This window comes from Nonomuraea typhae (assembly GCF_009760925.1).
GTDB lineage: Bacteria > Actinomycetota > Actinomycetes > Streptosporangiales > Streptosporangiaceae > Nonomuraea > Nonomuraea typhae.
The window spans coordinates 150,179-166,737 of record NZ_VRLV01000019.1 but is presented as its reverse complement, the minus strand read 5'-3'; the positions used below and the strand labels follow the sequence as shown (position 1 = coordinate 166,737).

The 16,559-nt window shown below is 70.0% G+C and carries 15 protein-coding genes; 3 read left to right on the top strand and 12 right to left on the bottom strand.

The window, feature by feature from the left end; genetic code table 11:
• Window positions 1-103: 103 nt before the first annotated feature.
• Window positions 104-1,336 (bottom strand): aminotransferase-like domain-containing protein, encoded by a 1,233-nt coding sequence (locus FVE25_RS46705; RefSeq protein WP_246268600.1) that lies wholly within the window; start codon window positions 1,334-1,336, stop codon window positions 104-106.
• A gap of 246 nt (window positions 1,337-1,582) precedes the next feature.
• On the opposite strand from FVE25_RS46705, the gene FVE25_RS46700 reads away from it, so the two are divergent.
• A complete protein-coding gene (locus tag FVE25_RS46700) occupies window positions 1,583-2,200 on the top strand; it encodes a GNAT family N-acetyltransferase (RefSeq protein ID WP_157253971.1) in 618 nt (205 codons plus the stop codon).
• Between the two features lie 25 nt (window positions 2,201-2,225).
• On the opposite strand, the gene FVE25_RS46695 is transcribed toward FVE25_RS46700, so the two are convergent.
• The 10 genes from FVE25_RS46695 to FVE25_RS46650 all read right to left on the bottom strand — a co-directional run bounded on the left by FVE25_RS46695 (window position 2,226) and on the right by FVE25_RS46650 (window position 13,083).
• Entirely contained in the window at window positions 2,226-3,422 is a 1,197-nt protein-coding gene (locus FVE25_RS46695) for a sensor histidine kinase (protein ID WP_157253970.1), read from the bottom strand.
• Complete coding sequence (gene cseB, locus FVE25_RS46690; RefSeq protein ID WP_157253969.1) at window positions 3,419-4,096, bottom strand: two-component system response regulator CseB; 678 nt, start codon at window positions 4,094-4,096, stop codon at window positions 3,419-3,421. The genes FVE25_RS46695 and cseB overlap by 4 nt, the downstream gene beginning before the upstream one ends.
• A 103-nt stretch (window positions 4,097-4,199) precedes the next feature.
• Window positions 4,200-4,514 (bottom strand): thioredoxin, encoded by a 315-nt coding sequence (gene trxA, locus FVE25_RS46685; protein WP_157253968.1) that lies wholly within the window; start codon window positions 4,512-4,514, stop codon window positions 4,200-4,202.
• Between the two features lie 11 nt (window positions 4,515-4,525).
• Window positions 4,526-5,458 carry a thioredoxin-disulfide reductase gene (gene trxB / locus FVE25_RS46680; RefSeq protein ID WP_157253967.1) on the bottom strand — a complete coding sequence of 311 codons (933 nt, stop codon included), beginning with the start codon at window positions 5,456-5,458 and terminating at the stop codon, window positions 4,526-4,528.
• Window positions 5,459-5,580: 122 nt separating this feature from the next.
• Entirely contained in the window at window positions 5,581-6,465 is an 885-nt protein-coding gene (locus FVE25_RS46675; protein ID WP_157253966.1) for an anti-sigma factor family protein, read from the bottom strand.
• Window positions 6,455-7,081 (bottom strand): RNA polymerase sigma factor SigM, encoded by a 627-nt coding sequence (gene sigM / locus FVE25_RS46670; RefSeq protein WP_157253965.1) that lies wholly within the window; start codon window positions 7,079-7,081, stop codon window positions 6,455-6,457. Before sigM ends, FVE25_RS46675 begins: the two co-directional genes overlap by 11 nt.
• A gap of 14 nt (window positions 7,082-7,095) precedes the next feature.
• Window positions 7,096-8,604: a protein kinase family protein gene (locus FVE25_RS46665; protein ID WP_157253964.1), complete on the bottom strand. Its 1,509-nt coding sequence runs from the start codon at window positions 8,602-8,604 to the stop codon at window positions 7,096-7,098.
• A gap of 165 nt (window positions 8,605-8,769) precedes the next feature.
• Window positions 8,770-10,365 carry a murein biosynthesis integral membrane protein MurJ gene (murJ, locus tag FVE25_RS46660; protein WP_246268559.1) on the bottom strand — a complete coding sequence of 532 codons (1,596 nt, stop codon included), beginning with the start codon at window positions 10,363-10,365 and terminating at the stop codon, window positions 8,770-8,772.
• A gap of 49 nt (window positions 10,366-10,414) precedes the next feature.
• Window positions 10,415-12,514: a DUF6049 family protein gene (locus FVE25_RS46655; RefSeq protein ID WP_157253963.1), complete on the bottom strand. Its 2,100-nt coding sequence runs from the start codon at window positions 12,512-12,514 to the stop codon at window positions 10,415-10,417.
• 47 nt (window positions 12,515-12,561) lie between these two features.
• Window positions 12,562-13,083 (bottom strand): aminoacyl-tRNA deacylase, encoded by a 522-nt coding sequence (locus FVE25_RS46650; RefSeq protein ID WP_157253962.1) that lies wholly within the window; start codon window positions 13,081-13,083, stop codon window positions 12,562-12,564.
• Between the two features lie 112 nt (window positions 13,084-13,195).
• Between FVE25_RS46650 and FVE25_RS46645 the strand changes: the two genes are divergently transcribed.
• Window positions 13,196-14,596 (top strand): CCA tRNA nucleotidyltransferase, encoded by a 1,401-nt coding sequence (locus FVE25_RS46645; protein ID WP_246268557.1) that lies wholly within the window; start codon window positions 13,196-13,198, stop codon window positions 14,594-14,596.
• Here FVE25_RS46645 and FVE25_RS46640 read toward each other — a convergent pair.
• Window positions 14,593-15,873, bottom strand: coding sequence for an MFS transporter (locus tag FVE25_RS46640; RefSeq protein WP_157253960.1), 1,281 nt, complete (start codon window positions 15,871-15,873; stop codon window positions 14,593-14,595). The two genes, FVE25_RS46645 and FVE25_RS46640, sit on opposite strands and share 4 nt — an antisense overlap.
• A gap of 86 nt (window positions 15,874-15,959) precedes the next feature.
• Here FVE25_RS46640 and idi point away from each other — a divergent pair, with 86 nt between their 5' ends.
• Window positions 15,960-16,547: an isopentenyl-diphosphate Delta-isomerase gene (idi, locus tag FVE25_RS46635; RefSeq protein ID WP_246268549.1), complete on the top strand. Its 588-nt coding sequence runs from the start codon at window positions 15,960-15,962 to the stop codon at window positions 16,545-16,547.
• The last annotated feature ends 12 nt before the right edge of the window (window positions 16,548-16,559 follow it).

Genomic DNA, 16,559 nt, shown 5'->3' with positions numbered 1-16,559 from the left:
CCACGGGGGCCCACGACCCCAGCAGGGGGACAGCGACCTCCGCAGAGGACAAGACCTCCGCAGGGACGAGACCTCCGCAGGGGACGGAGCCCCCGAGACCCGCCTAGGCCAGATCCGGCCCAGGCGTGTCCACGCCCGGATGCCCCGGTGGCGTGGCGGTGCCGAAGGTGTCGCGGAGTTGGAGTTCGCCTTCGATGACCCCCGCCAGGCGTCGGACGCCCTCCCGGATCCGGTCCGGCTGCGGGTAGCAGTACGACAGGCGCATCTGCCGGCTGCCGCTGCCGTCGCTGAAGAACCCGGTCCCGGGGACGAAGGCGACCCGCTCGGCCACGGCCCGGGGAAGGATGGCCTTGGAGTCCAGGCCCTCCGGCAGGGTGGCCCAGACGAAGAAGCCGCCGCCGGGGCGGGTCCATGTGACGCCGGTGGGCATCAGGTCGTCGAGGGCGTCGAGCAGGGCGTCGCGGCGTTCCCGGTAGAGCTCGCGGAACGTCTTGATCTGCTCGCGCCAGGGCTGCGTGGCCAGGTACTGCCCCACGGCGAGCTGGGTGAACGACGAGTGGGACAGGACCGCGGACTCCATCGCGAGCACGAGCTTGTCCCGGATGGCGTGCGGCGCCAGCGCCCACCCCACGCGGAAGCCGGGAGCCAGCGTCTTGGAGAACGACCCGAGATACACGACTCCGTCGGGATTGTCGGCCCGGAGCGCCCGCATGGGGTCGCCGTCGAAGCCGAGCAGCCCGTAGGGGTTGTCCTCGACGATGAGGATGCCGGCGCGCTGGCAGATGTCGAGCACCTGCTGGCGGCGGGCGGCGTTGAGGGTGACGCCCCCGGGGTTGTGGAAGGTGGGGATCGTGTAGAGGAACTTGATGGTGTTCCCGGCGGCCTGAAGGGCGTAGATGGTCTGGGCCAGCGACTCGGGGACAAGCCCCTGGTCATCCATGCTGATATGCACCACTTTGGCCTGGTATGCACTGAAAGTGCCCAGGGCACCCACGTAGGAAGGGCCTTCGGCCAGGACCACGTCGCCCGGATCGATGAAGATGCGGGTGATCAGGTCGAGGGCCTGCTGGGAGCCGACGGTCACGACGACGTCGTCCGCCCCGGCCTCGATTCCCTCCAGGCGCATGACCTCGCAGATCTGCTCGCGCAGATGCGGGTCGCCCTGGCCCGAGCCGTACTGCAGGGCGACGGGGCCGCGCCGGGTGACCAGGTCGGAGACGAGCTCGCCGACCATGTCGAGGGGAAGGGCCGTGACGTACGGCATGCCGCCGGCGAGCGAGACCACCTCGGGCCTCGACGCGACGGCGAAAAGAGCTCGGATCTCGGAGGCGACCATCCCGGTAGCTCGCGCGGCGTACCGATCGACGTAGGCGTCGATGCGCGACCCTTGGGTCGCGGGCGTCTGACCGTGATCCTGCTCTTCTGTCACGGTCCACCTCCTAGGTGTTAATTGAGCCGAGAGACCAGAGTACGTGACGGGGCACGATCGCCGTGCACCCGCTCCCAGCTTCGTCACTGGGCTACGATGCCAGCTGGAGGCGCGGTTTTCGCGCGCTTTTCCGGGTCAACGATTGGGGCCTAGTTGTCACGTCGGCTGGTCAACATCACCCTGGACAATCTTGATGATCTGCCGCGGCGCTGCCGGCGCTGTGTGCACTGGGAGCTCGACCCGGTCAGCGGGGAGCGGGCGGTGGACTCAGGCGACCCGGGGCTGGAGAAAGAGGCGTGGATCTCCGGCACGCTCCTGGAGTGGGGCAGCTGCGGGAAGATCGTCTATGTTGACGGGGTTCCGGCGGGGTTCGTGCTCTACAGCCCGCCGCTCTACAGCCCGCGCTCGGTGGCCTTCCCGACCTCGCCGGTGAGCGCGGACGCGGTGTTGCTGATGACGGCCCACATCATCCCGGAGTTCTCCGGCGGCGGCCTGGGCCGCATGCTGATCCAGGGAGTGGCCAAGGACCTCACCCGCCGGGGCGTGAAGGCCATCGAGGCGTTCGGGGACCTGAAGTGGGAGAAACCGAGCTGCGTGGTGCCCGCCGACTACCTGCTTTCGGTCGGGTTCAAAACGGTGCGGCCACATCTCCGTTTCCCAAGGCTCCGGCTGGAGCTCAAGACCGCCGTCTCGTGGCGTGAGGACGTCGAGGTGGCCTTGGAGCGCCTCCTGGGCTCCATGAGTCCGGAAAGGGCCCTGCGTCCCGTCTGAGACCCCTACAGCCCCAAGAGCAGCCTCACGTACGGCCGGCCGTACCAAACCGGACGACAGCCACCGCCCCGCCCGAGTTGACCAGCTCGAGCGAGGCTCCGATCACCTGGGCCTGCCCGGCCGCGATGGCCAGCCCGAGCCCGTGCCCCCGGCCGCGTGCGGCGTCCCCGGTGCGGAAGCGCTGCGGCCCGTGCTCCAGCAGGGACGCGGGAAAGCCGCTCCCGTGGTCGCGCACGATCACGCGGTCCTGGTCCACGGTGACCTCCACCGGCGCCCGCCCGTGCCGATGGGCGTTGATGACGAGGTTGGCGATGATCCGGTCCAGCCGCCGGGGGTCGGTCCGCACCATCGGCGTGCCGGTGACGGTGACGGACGCCTGAAGCCCGGTGCGCCGGACCGACTCGGTGACCACTTCGCCGACGGGCACGAGGAGCAGGTCGGCCCGTTCGGCCCCCGCGTCCAGGCGGGAGATCTCCAGCAGGTGCTCCACGAGGGTCCGCAGCACGCGTACCCGGTCGCGGACCAGGTCGGTGCTCTCGCCCTCCGGCAGCAGCTCGGCCGAGGTCATCAGCCCCATGACGGGGGTGCGCAGCTCGTGCGCGACGTCGGCGGTGAAGCGCTGCTCGCTGAGCAGCATGTGCTGCAGTGACCCGGCCATGGAGTCGACCGCGGCGGAGATCTCCGCGATCTCGTCACCGGACCGGGTGGAGCCGCCGATCCGGGCGTCCAGGTCTCCGTCCGCGATACGGCGGGCGGTCTGGGCGACCCTGCGCAGGCGCCGCGTGGGCAGTTCGGCGGCCAGGGCGGAGACGGGGACGATGACGGCCAGGGTGGCCAGCGCGACCATGACGATGTGCCGGTCCAGCGCCTTGAGGCTGAGCTCGCGCGCCCCCATGTCCATCTTCACGGCGATCATGTCACCGTTGGGCGTGAGCCGCCCTGCCCACATCCAGGGCTGGTCGGGCTTGCGGTCGTCGTACCAGTAGTGGGTGCCGCCGAGGGGCAGCATCGCGCGCAGCGGCTCGGGGATCTCCTCCGTCAGCGTGACGTCGTGCTCGGCGACGGCCTCGTCGAGGGCCCGGTAGGCGTCCTGCTCGCCGGCCGTGACCAGCCAGCGGAAGGTCGACTGGTGGACCAGCACCCCGACCACGACCGTGACCGCGCAGCTCGCGGCTGCGGTGAGCAGGGCGATCTTCCACCGCAGCGAGCGCCAGTTCATCATCGGCGCAACTTGTAGCCGAAGCCGCGCACGGTCTCGATGCGGTCGGCCCCGATCTTCTTGCGCAGCCGCTGCACGCACAGGTCGACGACGCGGCTGTCGCCGTCCCAGCCGTAGTCCCAGACCTCGCGCAGCAGGTGGTGCCGGTCGAGCACGATCCCGGGGCTGGCGGCGAACTCCAGCAGCAGCCGCAGCTCGGTGGGCGCGAGCGCGACGGGCCGGCCGGCCAGCGTGACCTCCAGCCCGGCCAGGTCGATGCGCAGGTCGCCGAAGACCACCATGGACTCCGCGGGCGGCGCGGCGATGGCGGAGCGGCGCAGCAGCGAGCGGATCCGGGCCACCAGCACGACCGTGTCGAAGGGCTTGACCACGTAGTCGTCCGCGCCCGCCTCCAGCCCGGAGACGACGTCCAGCGCGTCGCCTCTGGCCGACATCATCAGGATCGGCACCACGCTGGTCTCCCTGACCTTGCGGCACAGGCCGATGCCGTCCAGGCCGGGCAGCATGACGTCCAGCAGGAGCAGGTCGTGCCCGCCCGCCCGGAAGAGCTCGAGTCCGGTCAGCCCGTCACCGGCCGCCGAGACGGCGTAGCCGTACCGCTCGAGGGTCATCACGACCGTCTTGCGGATCACTTCGTCGTCCTCTACGAGGAGGAGCGAGGCGGCGGAATCAGACATCGGTTCTCAAAGCAGGCATGCTGGTGAGGCTATCTCAGGCGTGTATCAGCTACGTATCCAGCAAAAAGGGCGCCCGGGAAACGGGCGCCCTCTGCGAACCGGCCTAGATGATGCCGTCGAGCTCGGCCAGCAGCAGCCTCTTCGGCTTGGCGCCGATGATCTGCTTGACCACCTCGCCGTCCTTGAAGACGTTCATCGTGGGGATCTGCAGAACGCCGTAGTCACGCGGCACGTTCGGATTCTCGTCGATGTTCAGCTTGACGATCTCGAGCTTGTCGCCGTACTCCTTGTAGATCTCCTCGAGGATGGGCGCGACCTGACGGCACGGCCCGCACCACTCGGCCCAGAAGTCGACCAGCACCGGCTTGTCGCTCTTGAGGACCTCTGCCTCGAAGGTGGCGTCGGTTACTGCCTTCACGGTTGCGCTCCTTAGTTCTCGTGGGTGGCGAGCCAGCGCTCGGAGTCGAGCGAGGCCGAGCAGCCGGTCCCGGCCGCGGTGATGGCCTGCCGGTAGATGTGGTCGACGACGTCGCCCGCGGCGAAGACGCCCTCGATGTTGGTGGCGGTGGTGGGCGCGGCGACCTTGATGTAGCCGTCCTCGTCCAGGTCGATCTGGCCCTTGACCAGGTCGGTACGCGGGTCGTGGCCGATCGCGAGGAACAGCGCGTCGGTGGCCAGCTCGCTCTCCTCGCCGGTCTTGACGTTGCGCAGCTTGACCGCCTCGACCTTGTCGGCGCCGAGGACGTCCACGACCTCGGTGTCCCAGACGAAGCGGATCTTGTCGTTGGCGAACGCGCGCTCCTGCATGATCTTGCTGGCGCGCAGCTCGTCACGGCGGTGCACCACGGTGACCATCCGCCCGAACCGGGTCAGGAACGTGGCCTCCTCCATGGCGGTGTCGCCGCCGCCCACGACCACGATGTCCTTCTGCCGGAAGAAGAACCCGTCGCAGGTGGCGCACCAGGACACGCCGCGGCCGGACAGCCGCTTCTCGTTCTCCAGCCCGAGCTCGCGGTAGCCGGAGCCCATCGCGAGGATGACCGACGTCGCGTAGTACGTATCGGTGTAGGTCTTGACCACCTTGGGGTTGGCCTCGAGGTCCACCTCGATCACGTCGTCGGCCACCAGCTCGGCGCCGAACCGCTCCGCCTGCTTGCGCAGGTTGTCCATGAGGTCGGGACCCATGATGCCGTCGGGGAAACCGGGGAAGTTTTCCACGTCGGTGGTGTTCATGAGCGCGCCGCCCGCGGTCACGGAACCCTCGAAGACCAGCGGCTTGAGTTCGGCGCGCGCGGAGTAGACGGCCGCGGTGTACCCAGCGGGACCGGACCCGATGATGATCACGTTACGAACGTCGCTCAACGCTCTCGCGCCTCCTCGTGTGCTGCTGCCTGTGCGTCAACAGATCCTAGGCCGCCGTGATTCCCGACCCTGCCCACAAAACGAAAGAGCCCACCGAAGTGGGCTCTGACGCGGGGTTTCGCTTACCAGCGGCCGATGCTCGCCTTGCGAAGGCCATCGCAGTTGAAGGGGTCGACGACGTCGAGGCGGAGCTTGTTCCTGGCCCGGTCCTTCCAGGATGCGACGATGAGCGCCTCCGAGCCGTTGTACTGGCCCGTGTCGACGGCGAACGTCTTCAGCTTCGTGCGCGCCGCCACCCTGCTCACGCACTTGGTGACGTTGTCACGGGTGCCGGCGTCGCCCTGGAGGATCGGCGCCGGGCCGAAGAAGTCCTTCAGCGGCTGCTTGAGGTCGGTGTCGCTGTAGTTGTGGTCGCTGTCGGTCAGCGCGTACCCGAGGCTCTTCAGCGGGGGCCGCGAGGGCGTGGACGGCTGGGCGACGACGGACGGCCCGCCGCTGCTGTTGCTCCCCCCGCCCGCCGACAACATCCCGCTCGACAGTACGGCGGTGCCGACCACGACGGCCGCGGCGGCGGCGGACGCGGCAGCGGGCAGGGCCCACCGGCGCCGTCGTGCAGCCGACCTCCTGGACGGAGCCGCGGGCACGATGGTGCCGTCATCGGAGACCACCCCGAGGCGCACGGGCTCCGGCGCCTCGGCGGCCGTTTCCCATGGGGCGTCCCGCATGAGCTCGTTCCAGTCGGGCGCTTCGGCGAGTCCGACTCTGCCGCCGGAACGCTCGGCTTCGGCGGCCAGCGCCTTGTCGATGCGTAGCGCGACACCCATCGGCATGGCCGGGGTGGGAGTCGCCGCGAGTACCTCGCGAACCGCCGCCAGGTCTGCCAGCAGCGCCCCACAGGGGGTGCACACCGCGAGGTGTTCGCGTACTTGGCGCGCCGTGCCGACGTCTAGGAGACCCTCGGCGAGTTCCGCGAGGATCTCTAGGTCGTAGTGCGTATCACCCGTCACGAAGTTCTGCTCCCTTCGCGGATGAGACGCGAGTGAGGTCCGATCGGTTCCGCAGATGCGAAAGAATTGGGGCAAGTTTCGCGCGGCCCCGCGCACACCGGCTTTTCACCGTGCCGCTGGGCACTTCGAGCACCTGAGCTGCGTCTTCGACGGAATAGCCCATCATGTCGACCAGGACGAGCGCGGCGCGCTGGTCGGCCGGCAGCAGCTTCAGGGCAGCCGAAACCTCCATGGAGACTTCACGTTCGAGGGTCTGGTCGGGCATCGGGGTGTCGCGTTCGGCGGCCTCGATGAGCTCGTCGTCAGCCACCGGGCGGACCGACTTGCGGCGCATCCGGTCGAGGCAGGCGTTGACCACGATTCGGTGCAGCCAGGTGGTGACGGCCGCTTCGCCACGGAACGTGGCGGCCTTGCGATAGGCAGAGACAAAGGCATCTTGTACGGCGTCGGCCGCCTCGTCGGGATCGCCCAGGGTGCGCAGGGCGACCGCCCACATGCGGTCCCGGTGCCTCTTGACTATCTCGCTGAACGCATGTGGATCCCCGTTGATGTGCGCGGTCAGCAGCTCCGCATCGGAGCGCCCGGCGCTTGAAGGTGTCTCGGGTGGGGAATTCACAAGGGGGTTCCTGATTACGCTGATCCTGGAGAATGCACTACTACGTCATAGATGGTGCCATGAAACCCGCCCTCGTCCGCAGGAACACGGGTAAACCAGATCAAAACGTACTGACCGCTTGCGGGCTGATCGGGCGTCAGAGTGATCTTTCCCGATCCCTCCTTCTGCTTGGCCACCGTCTTGAGCGCGCCCAGGTCGCGTGAGTCGCCCACCTTGAGCTCGACGTCGGCGCCCCCCGCCTGGGAGAGCGTCGCCACCACGTCGCTCACCTGGACCGGCTTGCCCATGTCGAGCAGAAGGCCGACGCCGTCCTTGAGCCCGCCGAGGTCGGCGTCGTTGTAGTTCTCGGTCTTCCAGAACGTGCTGGGCTTGCCGTCGATGGCCGCCGAGGCGCGCTCGGGCTTCTCCGCGCCGTCGCCCAGCGGGTCGAAGCCGTCGGCCTTGGCCGGCTTGACCACCTGGACCTCGGCCGGAGCCGGCTTCGACGTGCTGGGCTGCTCGCCGCCGCCCACGTCGAGCTCCGACGGGCTGCCGAGGCTGCGCCCGATCGTCCAGGCGCCGACGCCCACCGCCGCGATGACCAGGAGCACCACCACGGTCATGAGCAGCCGGTTGAGCAGGCTGCCACGCTGCCGGGGCGGCGGCCGCATCGGCATCATCGTGGGCGGCGGGGTGTCGCGCCGCGTGTCGAGGCCCTCGGAAGGGGAGCTCGTGATGGTCACCGACGGCGCCGCCGCGTAGGGCAGGGAGACCGGCATCGGCCGTGGCACGTCGGCCAGCGCCTCGGCCACCTCCGCCGGGCTGGCCAGCGCGGGCTGTCCCCTGCGGGACTCGGGCAGCGTGGCGCGCACGGTCACGGTGTCCAGGAACCCGGGCACGCCCGCGGTCACCTGCCGGGGCGTGGCGAAGTGGCCGTCGATCATCGGCGCGGCGGGCAGCCCGCCCTCGTCCTCGTCGCCGGGCCAGTGGCCGGTCAGCCCGGCGTACAGCAGCCGGCCGAGCCCTTCGGCGTCCTCGTGCCCGGGGTGGTCGGTGGTGAGCCCGGCCAGCGCGGCGTCGACCGCCACGCCCAGGACCTTGACCGTGTTGCCGGTCGTCCACACCAGGTGGGCCGGGCGCAGGCACAGGTGGTAGAGGCTGGCCTCGTGCGCGTGCGCGATCGCCTCGGCCGCCTCGGCCACCAGACCGGCGGCCCGCTCGGGATCCAGCGGCCCGGCGGCCAGCAGGTCCGACAGCGACTCGCCGGTCACCCACTCGCTCACGACGTAGGCGTGATCCTCGTCCTGGGCGGCGTCGAAGACCTGGGTCAGGCGCGGGTCGGTGAGGCGGCTGGCGGCCCGGGCGGCGGTGACGACCTCCTGCACCCGCGGGAAGTCGGGGGCGAAGGTGAGGACGGCGACCGGGCGGGCGAGGATCTCGTCGATGGCCTTCCACAGGGTGGCGCCGTCGGATTCGCTCACGCGGTCTTCCAGGCGGAAGCGCTCGGCGAGGCGAGTGCCTGGTTCGACCGCCGACGTGCTCACTGACCTTCTCCGCTCCGCCGATCGGGCGTTCCCGTGCCTCGACACACCTGCGTGGAGGGAACCCACGTAGGCCCGTTATGTCGAGTAGATCCGCCCACGCCCCTCCTGCTTCCATTCGCGCGTGTCGGCACCATCGTAGTGCCGTGCCACGCCCGTCCGCGTTCTTTACCGGCCTACCCGCCCGGCGACCATTCCAACGATCGAGTTGACCTCGGGGATGCGCATTTTGTGGGCAACAGCCAGATAGAGCAGCCCGCCCAGCCCGCCGCCGACCGCCAGGATGATCAGCGAGTTGACGAAGGCCAGTTCCCCGAAGACCTGCTGGGTGACCCAGACGGCGGCCAGCGCCAGCACCGCGGTGGGCAGCGCCGCCAGATACATGCGGGTCAGCGCGGTGCCCACGCTCCAGCCGCCCAGGCCGCCGACCCGGCGCGCGGCGATCGTCCAGGCCGCCGCCGCGCCCAGCGCATAGGCGCACGCGTAGGCGAAGGCCAGCCCCATCACGACGTAGGCGGGCGGCAGCAGCGCGTTGGCCACCAGCATCAGCACCGCGCTGGCCGCCGTCGTCCCGGCGCCGATGAAGACAGGGGTGCGCGTGTCGCCGAGGGCGTAGAAGACCCGGAGCAGCAACTGGAAGATCGCGAAGGGCATGAGGGCCAGGCCGTACACCTGAAGGACGTTGCCGATGTAGACGGCGTCGGCCACCGTGGTCTCGCCGTGGGCGTAGATCGGCACGGTGATCGCCGGGCCGAGCACCATGAGCAGCAGCGAGGCGGGCACCATCACGCTGGAGATCAGCCGCACCCCGGCGCCGAACTCCGTGCGCAGGTCGCCCAGCCGTCCCTCGGACACCGCCCGGCTCATCTTGGGCAGCATGGCGGTGATCACCGAGACGCCGATGATGCCGTAGGGCAGCTGGAAGAGCTGGAAGGCGTAGGTGTACGGGCTGACGCCGTGGTTCGGTACGGCGGTGCCGGCGGCGCTGGCCAGGTTGGTGATCAGCATGAACCCGAGCTGGGTGACGATCACGTACCCGATGGTCCAGCCGCCCGCCTTGGCCATCTCGCCCAGCCGCGCGTTGCGCAGGTCGAACCGGGGCCGGAACTGGAACCCGGCCCGCTTGAGCGCCACGACCAGCACGACCGCCTGGGCCACGATGCCCGCGGTGGTGCCCAGGCCGAGCAGGACCAGTTGCCCGGTGGGGACCGTGGCCAGGTTCTTGCCCCCGGCGTACGCCAGGAACACCACGATGACCACGACGTTGTTGAGCACCGGCGCCCACATGGCGGCGGCGAAGCGCTCGCGGGTGTTGAGGATGGCGCCGGCCACCGCGCCCAGCCCGAAGAAGGCGAGCTGGGGCAGGATCAGCCGGGCCAGCAGGACGGCGGTCTCGAACTGCGCCGAGCCGGGCCGCCAGTCGGTGTAGAGGTCGATGAGCAGGGGAGCGGCCAGCACGGCCAGCACCGCGACCACGATGAGCGCGACGGTGGCCAGCGTGAGCAGCCGCTGCTCGAAGGCGCGCCCGCGGTCGGGGTCGTGCTGCTGCGCCCGCACGATCATCGGCACGATCACGCTGCTCAGCACGCCCAGCAGCAGCAGGTCCAGGATGGAGTACGGGATGGCGTAGGCGACGTTGTAGGCGTCGCCGAGCAGTTCGGTGCCGATCGCCGCGGCCAGCACCATCGTGCGCACGAACCCGGTGACCCGCGAGACCATGGTGCCCGCGGCCATGATCGCGCTCGCCCGGAGCAGGCGGCTCACGCGGGCTCGCCCGTCGGCGAGAACGGCGCTGAGCCGAGAAGGGCCTCACTCACACCTTTTCACTCTCCCGTGCCTGGGCCGCCCGGGCGGGGCGTTTCTGCGAGCGCCGCCGCAGGATGCGCGTGACCACGGCGGCCAGCATGACCGACAGCGCGCCGCCCACGATGACCAGCGCGATGCCGGTGTACCCGGTGGTCCTGAGCGTCAGCTTGACCGGATCACCGTACGGCACGCCGTCGGCCGTCTCCAGCTGAACGGTGATCGAGGCGTCGCCGGTCGTCCTGACCAGCATCGGCACCGGCACGGTGAGGATCTCGTTCTTGCCGATCGTCATGAGCTTCTTGTCGTACTTCTTGTCGATCTCCAGCAGCCTGGTGTCGTTGGAGGTCACGTCGACCATCAGCGTGACCGACGAGCTCAGCCGGTTGCGGACGGAGATGGGCACCTGCCCGTCGACTCCGGCCAGCGTGCGCGTCTGGTCCAGGCCGGAGCCGGAGATGGTGACCAGGTCGAGCCGGTCGTCCACCTTGCCGTCCACCTGCTTGACCGCCGCGCGCCCGTTGCGGGTGTTGTTGCGCCATCCGGCCGAGGTCAGCCGCAGCACCGCCGCCTCGAACCCCGCGGGCCGCTTGTCGGTGGTGATCTGGGTGGCCAGCGCGGCCTCGGCGACGACCTCCTTGATGGGGCCGAGGTACTTGCCGCTGAGCTCTTCCTTGCGGTCCTGGTCGGTGTAGACGAGCCCGGCCCGCGGCGCCTGGACCTTGGCCGGCTTGATCGCGTCGAGCGGCTGCGGCGTCAGCCACGGCAGCTCGGCGGCGGTCTTGAGCAGCGAGCTGACGAAGGCCGGATCGGGGTTCCAGCGCCGCGAGGGCGCCACGACGAGGTTCCTGGGCCGCACCTGGCCGGGCTCGCCGGCGATCATCGCCGTCTCGGCGATGAACCGCTGCCGGTTGATCACGGCCGAGCGGCCCGCCGCGTTGTCGAGCTCGAGGGTACGGCTCAGCTCCTCGTCGGGCAGGAGCGCGGTGACCGGACCGGCGACGGTGTCGAGGGTGGTGGCCGCGTCGAGCGTGGTCGTGCTCGGCGTCTGGGGCGGCAGGTTGGCCGGGTTGAGCAGGACCGTGCCGATCTTGTTGACCGCCAGCAGATCGAGGGCGTCGTCGTCGAGCTTGCCCGCGACGGGCCAGGCGACACCGGTCGTGACGTTGCGCTTGATGTTGCGGGCCGCGGCCGTGCCGGCGCTCGCGACGGCCTGCTGGATGACGCCGTCGAGGCCCTGATGGGCGACGGCGGTGACGTCGGGGTCGCCGTAGGGGATCGCCACGACGAGGGTGGCGGCCAGCGAGGAGCGCAGGGACTCCAGCCAGGGCGCGGCCGCCGGATCGGCGGGCTTCTTGGTGCCGTTCTTGAGGGTGTAGCCCTGGCTCATCGCGCGCACGTCGTCGAGCAGGCCGGGCTCGACGAACCAGGTGATGTTCTTGGGCGCGGCTTTGGCCAGCTCGGCCAGGTTGGCCAGGCGCCCGCCGGGCTGGAGCGCGGCGGGCAGCTTGTCGTCGACGAAGGTGGCGTCGTCGGAGCGGTGGGGCGCGTCCACGATGGGCAGGGCGACGGCCAGCCGGTTGCGCGGCAGCTTGGGCGCGGTCGGGGGCGCGTAGGTGATGAACGTGTGGGTCTTGGCCAGCGGCTGCCAGCTGGCCAGCGTGTTGACGACCTCGATGGTGATCGGGTAGACGCCGAAGGCGTTCATGCCGAGCTGGATGGGCGTCGCGGTGATCTCCCACTCGACGGCGGCGCCGGTGTTGATCGCGGTGAAGTTCATGAAGGAGGTCCGCGTGGAGACCTGCGGCAGCTGGGCCGCCTGGTCCTCGGCGAACGCCTTCATCGAGGCGCGGTCGGTCAGGCGCAGGCCCGGGCCGTAGCGGAGCCGCACCTGGATGTTGGACAGCGCGGCGCCGGTGCCGTTGCGGATCGTGCCCGACAGCTTGATCTGATCCGCGGGCCCGGTCGGCAGCTCCGGGGTGATCGACTTGACGCTGAGGGCGAGCTCCTGCTTCGCCTGGGTGGCGGCAGCCGTACCCGGCGTTGTCGCGACCACAGGGGCGAGCAACGCGGCGGAGAGGACTGCGAGAAGCGTGGCCTTTCTGATCACGCGTCAGTCCGGAGTGGAGTACGGCGCACGCCCGCAATGGTACGGGCTCAGTGCCGTAGCGCGACCGTCTGGCGGGATCCTCTGCGCCGTGGCACGCGCAGGTCCATGGACTTGCCTGACATGAGTGACAGCAGGTCAAAGGCGCGCATGGTGAGTGCGGTGTGACGTTCGCCAGTGGCGAGGAAGATGGGCTGGTTGTCGGGTTTGAGGCGGTCGTCGACGAGGACGGTCAGCCCGGGCGGAAGCAGCAGCGGGCAGACCAGCCCGGCGGCGTAGTCGGTAACCGCGTTGACCACGAAGGCCGGCGCAGGGTGTACTTTTCTGGCCCCGAGCAGACCCCCGACCACGCCCGGCTTGGGCGGTGCGGCGACGGTGGACACCACGGCGACGGCCTCCCGGCCCAGCCCGGTGACCGCCTCGAACACCGTCACGGCCACGCAGCGGGAGGGAGCTGCGGAGATCGTTTCGGGCAGCTCGTCCGCGCACGTCATGGGGCGCGGAAGGCGTACGATCTCATGTTGGACCTGGTGTGCGAGGAGCCAGCGGTGGATCGCGAGGGCGTCCTTCATGAATGAGCTCCTTGCCTCGTTCCAGGGCCCCCGACGGTCTCTGACCGACGGTAACCCGGACCTGGTGTGGCTCGGGGGATATGTTCCGGAATGCGTGAAGGACCTACCCAGCTTGTCCGACTCAAATCAGCTCTTCCACAAGATCGCGCCGGTCGCCGACGAGCTCGGCGAGCTGTTCGCCGCGCGCGGGCACGAGCTCGCCCTGGTCGGCGGCTCGGTGCGCGACATCCTGCTCGGCCGCATCGGAAACGACCTCGATCTGACCACCGAGGCCAGGCCCGAGCGGGTGCTCGAGATCGTCAAGGACTGGGCCGACTCGGTCTGGACCATCGGGATCGACTTCGGCACCGTCGGCGTCCGCAAGGGCAACTGGCTGCTGGAGATCACCACCTACCGGAGCGAGTCCTACGACCCCAAGTCGCGCAAGCCCGAGGTCATGTACGGCGAGACCCTCGAGGCCGACCTGGAACGGCGCGACTTCGCGATCAACGCGATGGCGGTGCGCCTGCCGGACCACGAGTTCGTCGACCCCTACGGCGGCGTCTCCGACCTGACGGCCAGGGTGCTGCGCACGCCGGGCACGCCCCAGCAGTCCTTCGACGACGACCCGCTGCGCATGCTGCGGGCCGCCCGCTTCGCCTCCCAGCTCGGCTTCACCGTCGCCCCCGAGGCGCTCGCGGCGATGACGGAGATGGCCGAGCGCATCGAGATCGTCTCCGCCGAGCGCATCCGCGACGAGCTGGACAAGCTCGTCTGCGGCGCCCAGCCCCGGGCCGGACTCAAGATCCTGGTCGACACCGGCCTGGCCGCCCACGTGCTGCCCGAGATCCCCATGCTCCGGCTGGAGATCGACGAGCACCACCGCCACAAGGACGTCTACGAGCACTCGCTGACCGTCCTCGACCAGGCCATCGCCCAGGAGGAGGACGGCAAGCCCGACCGCATCCTGCGCTGGGCGGCGCTCCTGCACGACGTCGGCAAGCCCAAGACGCGCCGGCACGAGCCCGGTGGCCGGGTCTCCTTCCACCACCACGAGCTGGTCGGCGCCCAGATGACCAAGAAGCGCATGACCGAACTGCGCTTTCCCAAGGACGTCGTGGCCGACGTGGCCCGGCTGGTCGAGCTCCACCTGCGCTTCCACGGGTACGGCACGGGCGAATGGACCGACAGCGCGGTCCGGCGCTACGTCCGTGACGCCGGTCACCTGCTCGACCGGCTGCACAAGCTGACCAGGGCCGACTGCACCACCCGCAACAAGCGCAAGGCCGCCGCGCTCTCGCGCACCTACGACCAGCTCGAGGAGCGCATCGCCCGGCTGGCCGAGGAGGAGGAGCTGGCCAAGATCCGCCCCGAGCTCGACGGCAACGAGATCCAGGAGGTCCTCGGCGTCGGCCCGGGCCCGGTGGTGGGCAAGGCGTACAAGTTCCTGCTCGATCTCCGCCTCGACCAGGGCGTGATCGGCAAGGACGCGGCCAGGGCGGCGCTGCTGAAGTGGGCGGGGGAGAACGTCTAGGCGGAGGCCGGCACCCGCGCGCGCCGCACCGCCAGCCGGTAGAGGAGGGCGCTGAGGACGTAGCCGCCCGCGATGAGGCCGACGGCGAGGTAGGACTTGCCGTCGGCCGGCAGGATGGCCGCCGACAGCGCGGCCGCCAGCACGAACATGCCGTTGAAGAGCATGTCGTAGATGGAGAAGGCGCGGCCGAGATAGGTGTCCTCGATGTCGCGCTGCACGGCGGTGTCGGCGCAGATCTTGACGCTCTGCCCGGCGACGCCGAGGAAGAAGCCGGCGACCGGCAGGCCCCACTCCTGGAAGGGGGTGACGAGCACGGCGGTCGCCACCCCGGCGGCGGCCAGCATCCACGGCACCCACCGCTCCAGCGTCAGGCGCTCGGTGACCAGCGGGGTGACCACGACGGCGAGGGCGAAGCCGACGCCGGAGGTGGCCACCACGAGGCTCATGCCCTGCAGCGCCACGCTGGCGTCGCCGCCGGTGAAGTAGTAGCGGTAGAGGATGATCCCCAGCGCGGTGGCCATGCCGAACATGAACCGGTGCAACGCCATCGCGCCCATCGTGGCCGCCGCCACCCGGTGGCGCGACAGGTGCCCGAACCCCGCCACGAGCCCCTTGAACACGCCGCGCAGCGCCTGGCGGGTGTCCGGGCGGCCCGGGTCGTCGTCGGGCCCGAGCAGTTGCCTCGGCATGGTCCTGGCCACCAGCGCGCTGAGCCCGAAGACCAGGCCGGAGGTGACCATCATGATCGAGATGTGGCTGTGGAAGACCTCGCGCATGAGGAAGCCGATCGCCACGCCGCCGAAGGTGATCACCGTGCCGGACGTCGGGACGACCGCGTTGGCGGCCATCAGGTGCTGCCGCGGCACGACGTGCGGAAGCGCGGCGCTGAGGGCGGCCAGGAAGAAGCGGTTGACGCCCAGCACGCACAGGGCGGCCGTGTAGAAGACCACGTCGGGCAGCCCGGCGACCAGGATGCCCGCGGTCACCAGCAGCAGCGTGCCGCGCACCAGCGGCGCGACGACCAGGATCTGCCGCCGCGACCAGCGGTCGATGAAGACGCCGACGAACGGCCCCAGAAGGCTGTAGGGCAGGAACAGCACCGCGAAGCCCATGGCGACGTCGAGCGCGCTGGTGTGCTTCTCCGGGCTGAAGAAGGCGAAGCCGAGCACGCTGAACTGGAAGATGCCGTCGGAGAACTGGGAGACCAGCCGGGTGCCGAACAACCGTCGGAAGTCCCGGCCCTGCAGGACCACACGGAGATCGGCAACAAATGACACGCAGTAAGCCTAGCCGTCGCCTTCCGGTGGACGCTCAGGTCAAGAAACGGAAGAGAACCGTACTCGGCTTCACGTACGCTCGTCCTGTGACGACTGAGGAGCACGTGGTACTGGTCGACAGTGCCGGCAACGCGATCGGCACCGCCCCCAAGACATCCGTCCACGGCCTGGACACCCCACGCCATCTCGCCTTCTCCAGCTACGTCTTCGACGAGACGGGCCGCGTCCTGCTCACCAGGCGGGCCGCGCACAAGGCGACGTGGCCGGCCGTGTGGACCAACAGCTGCTGCGGCCATCCGATGCCCGGCGAGGCGATCGAGCAGGCGGTGCTGCGCCGGCTCGCGCACGAGCTCGGCCTGGTCGTGGAGCACGCCGACCTGCTGCTGCCGGGCTTCGGCTACCGAGCGGTCATGGACAACGGCATCGTGGAGCACGAGCTGTGCCCGGTCTACCGGGTGCTGACCAAGGACGCGGTCAGCGCCAACCCCGACGAGGTGGACGGCGTCCTGTGGATGCCGTGGCAGGAGTTCATCGAAGGCGTGGGCAGCAACCTGCTGGCGATCTCGCCGTGGTGCAGGGAACAGATTCCGCTGCTGACGGCGCTGGGTGACGACCCCTTGGCATGGGAGCCGGCGCCGGAGGACGAACTGCCTCCGGCCGCGCGGGCCACTTAGCCGGGCGCCGTG

Coding starts and splice junctions, on each gene's coding strand:
- FVE25_RS46705 (WP_246268600.1), bottom strand. CDS start 1,336: ATGGTCGCCTCCGAGATCCGAGCTCTTTTCGCCGTCGCGTCGAGGCCC.
- FVE25_RS46695 (WP_157253970.1), bottom strand. CDS start 3,422: ATGATGAACTGGCGCTCGCTGCGGTGGAAGATCGCCCTGCTCACCGCA.
- cseB (WP_157253969.1), bottom strand. CDS start 4,096: ATGTCTGATTCCGCCGCCTCGCTCCTCCTCGTAGAGGACGACGAAGTG.
- FVE25_RS46650 (WP_157253962.1), bottom strand. CDS start 13,083: ATGAAGGACGCCCTCGCGATCCACCGCTGGCTCCTCGCACACCAGGTC.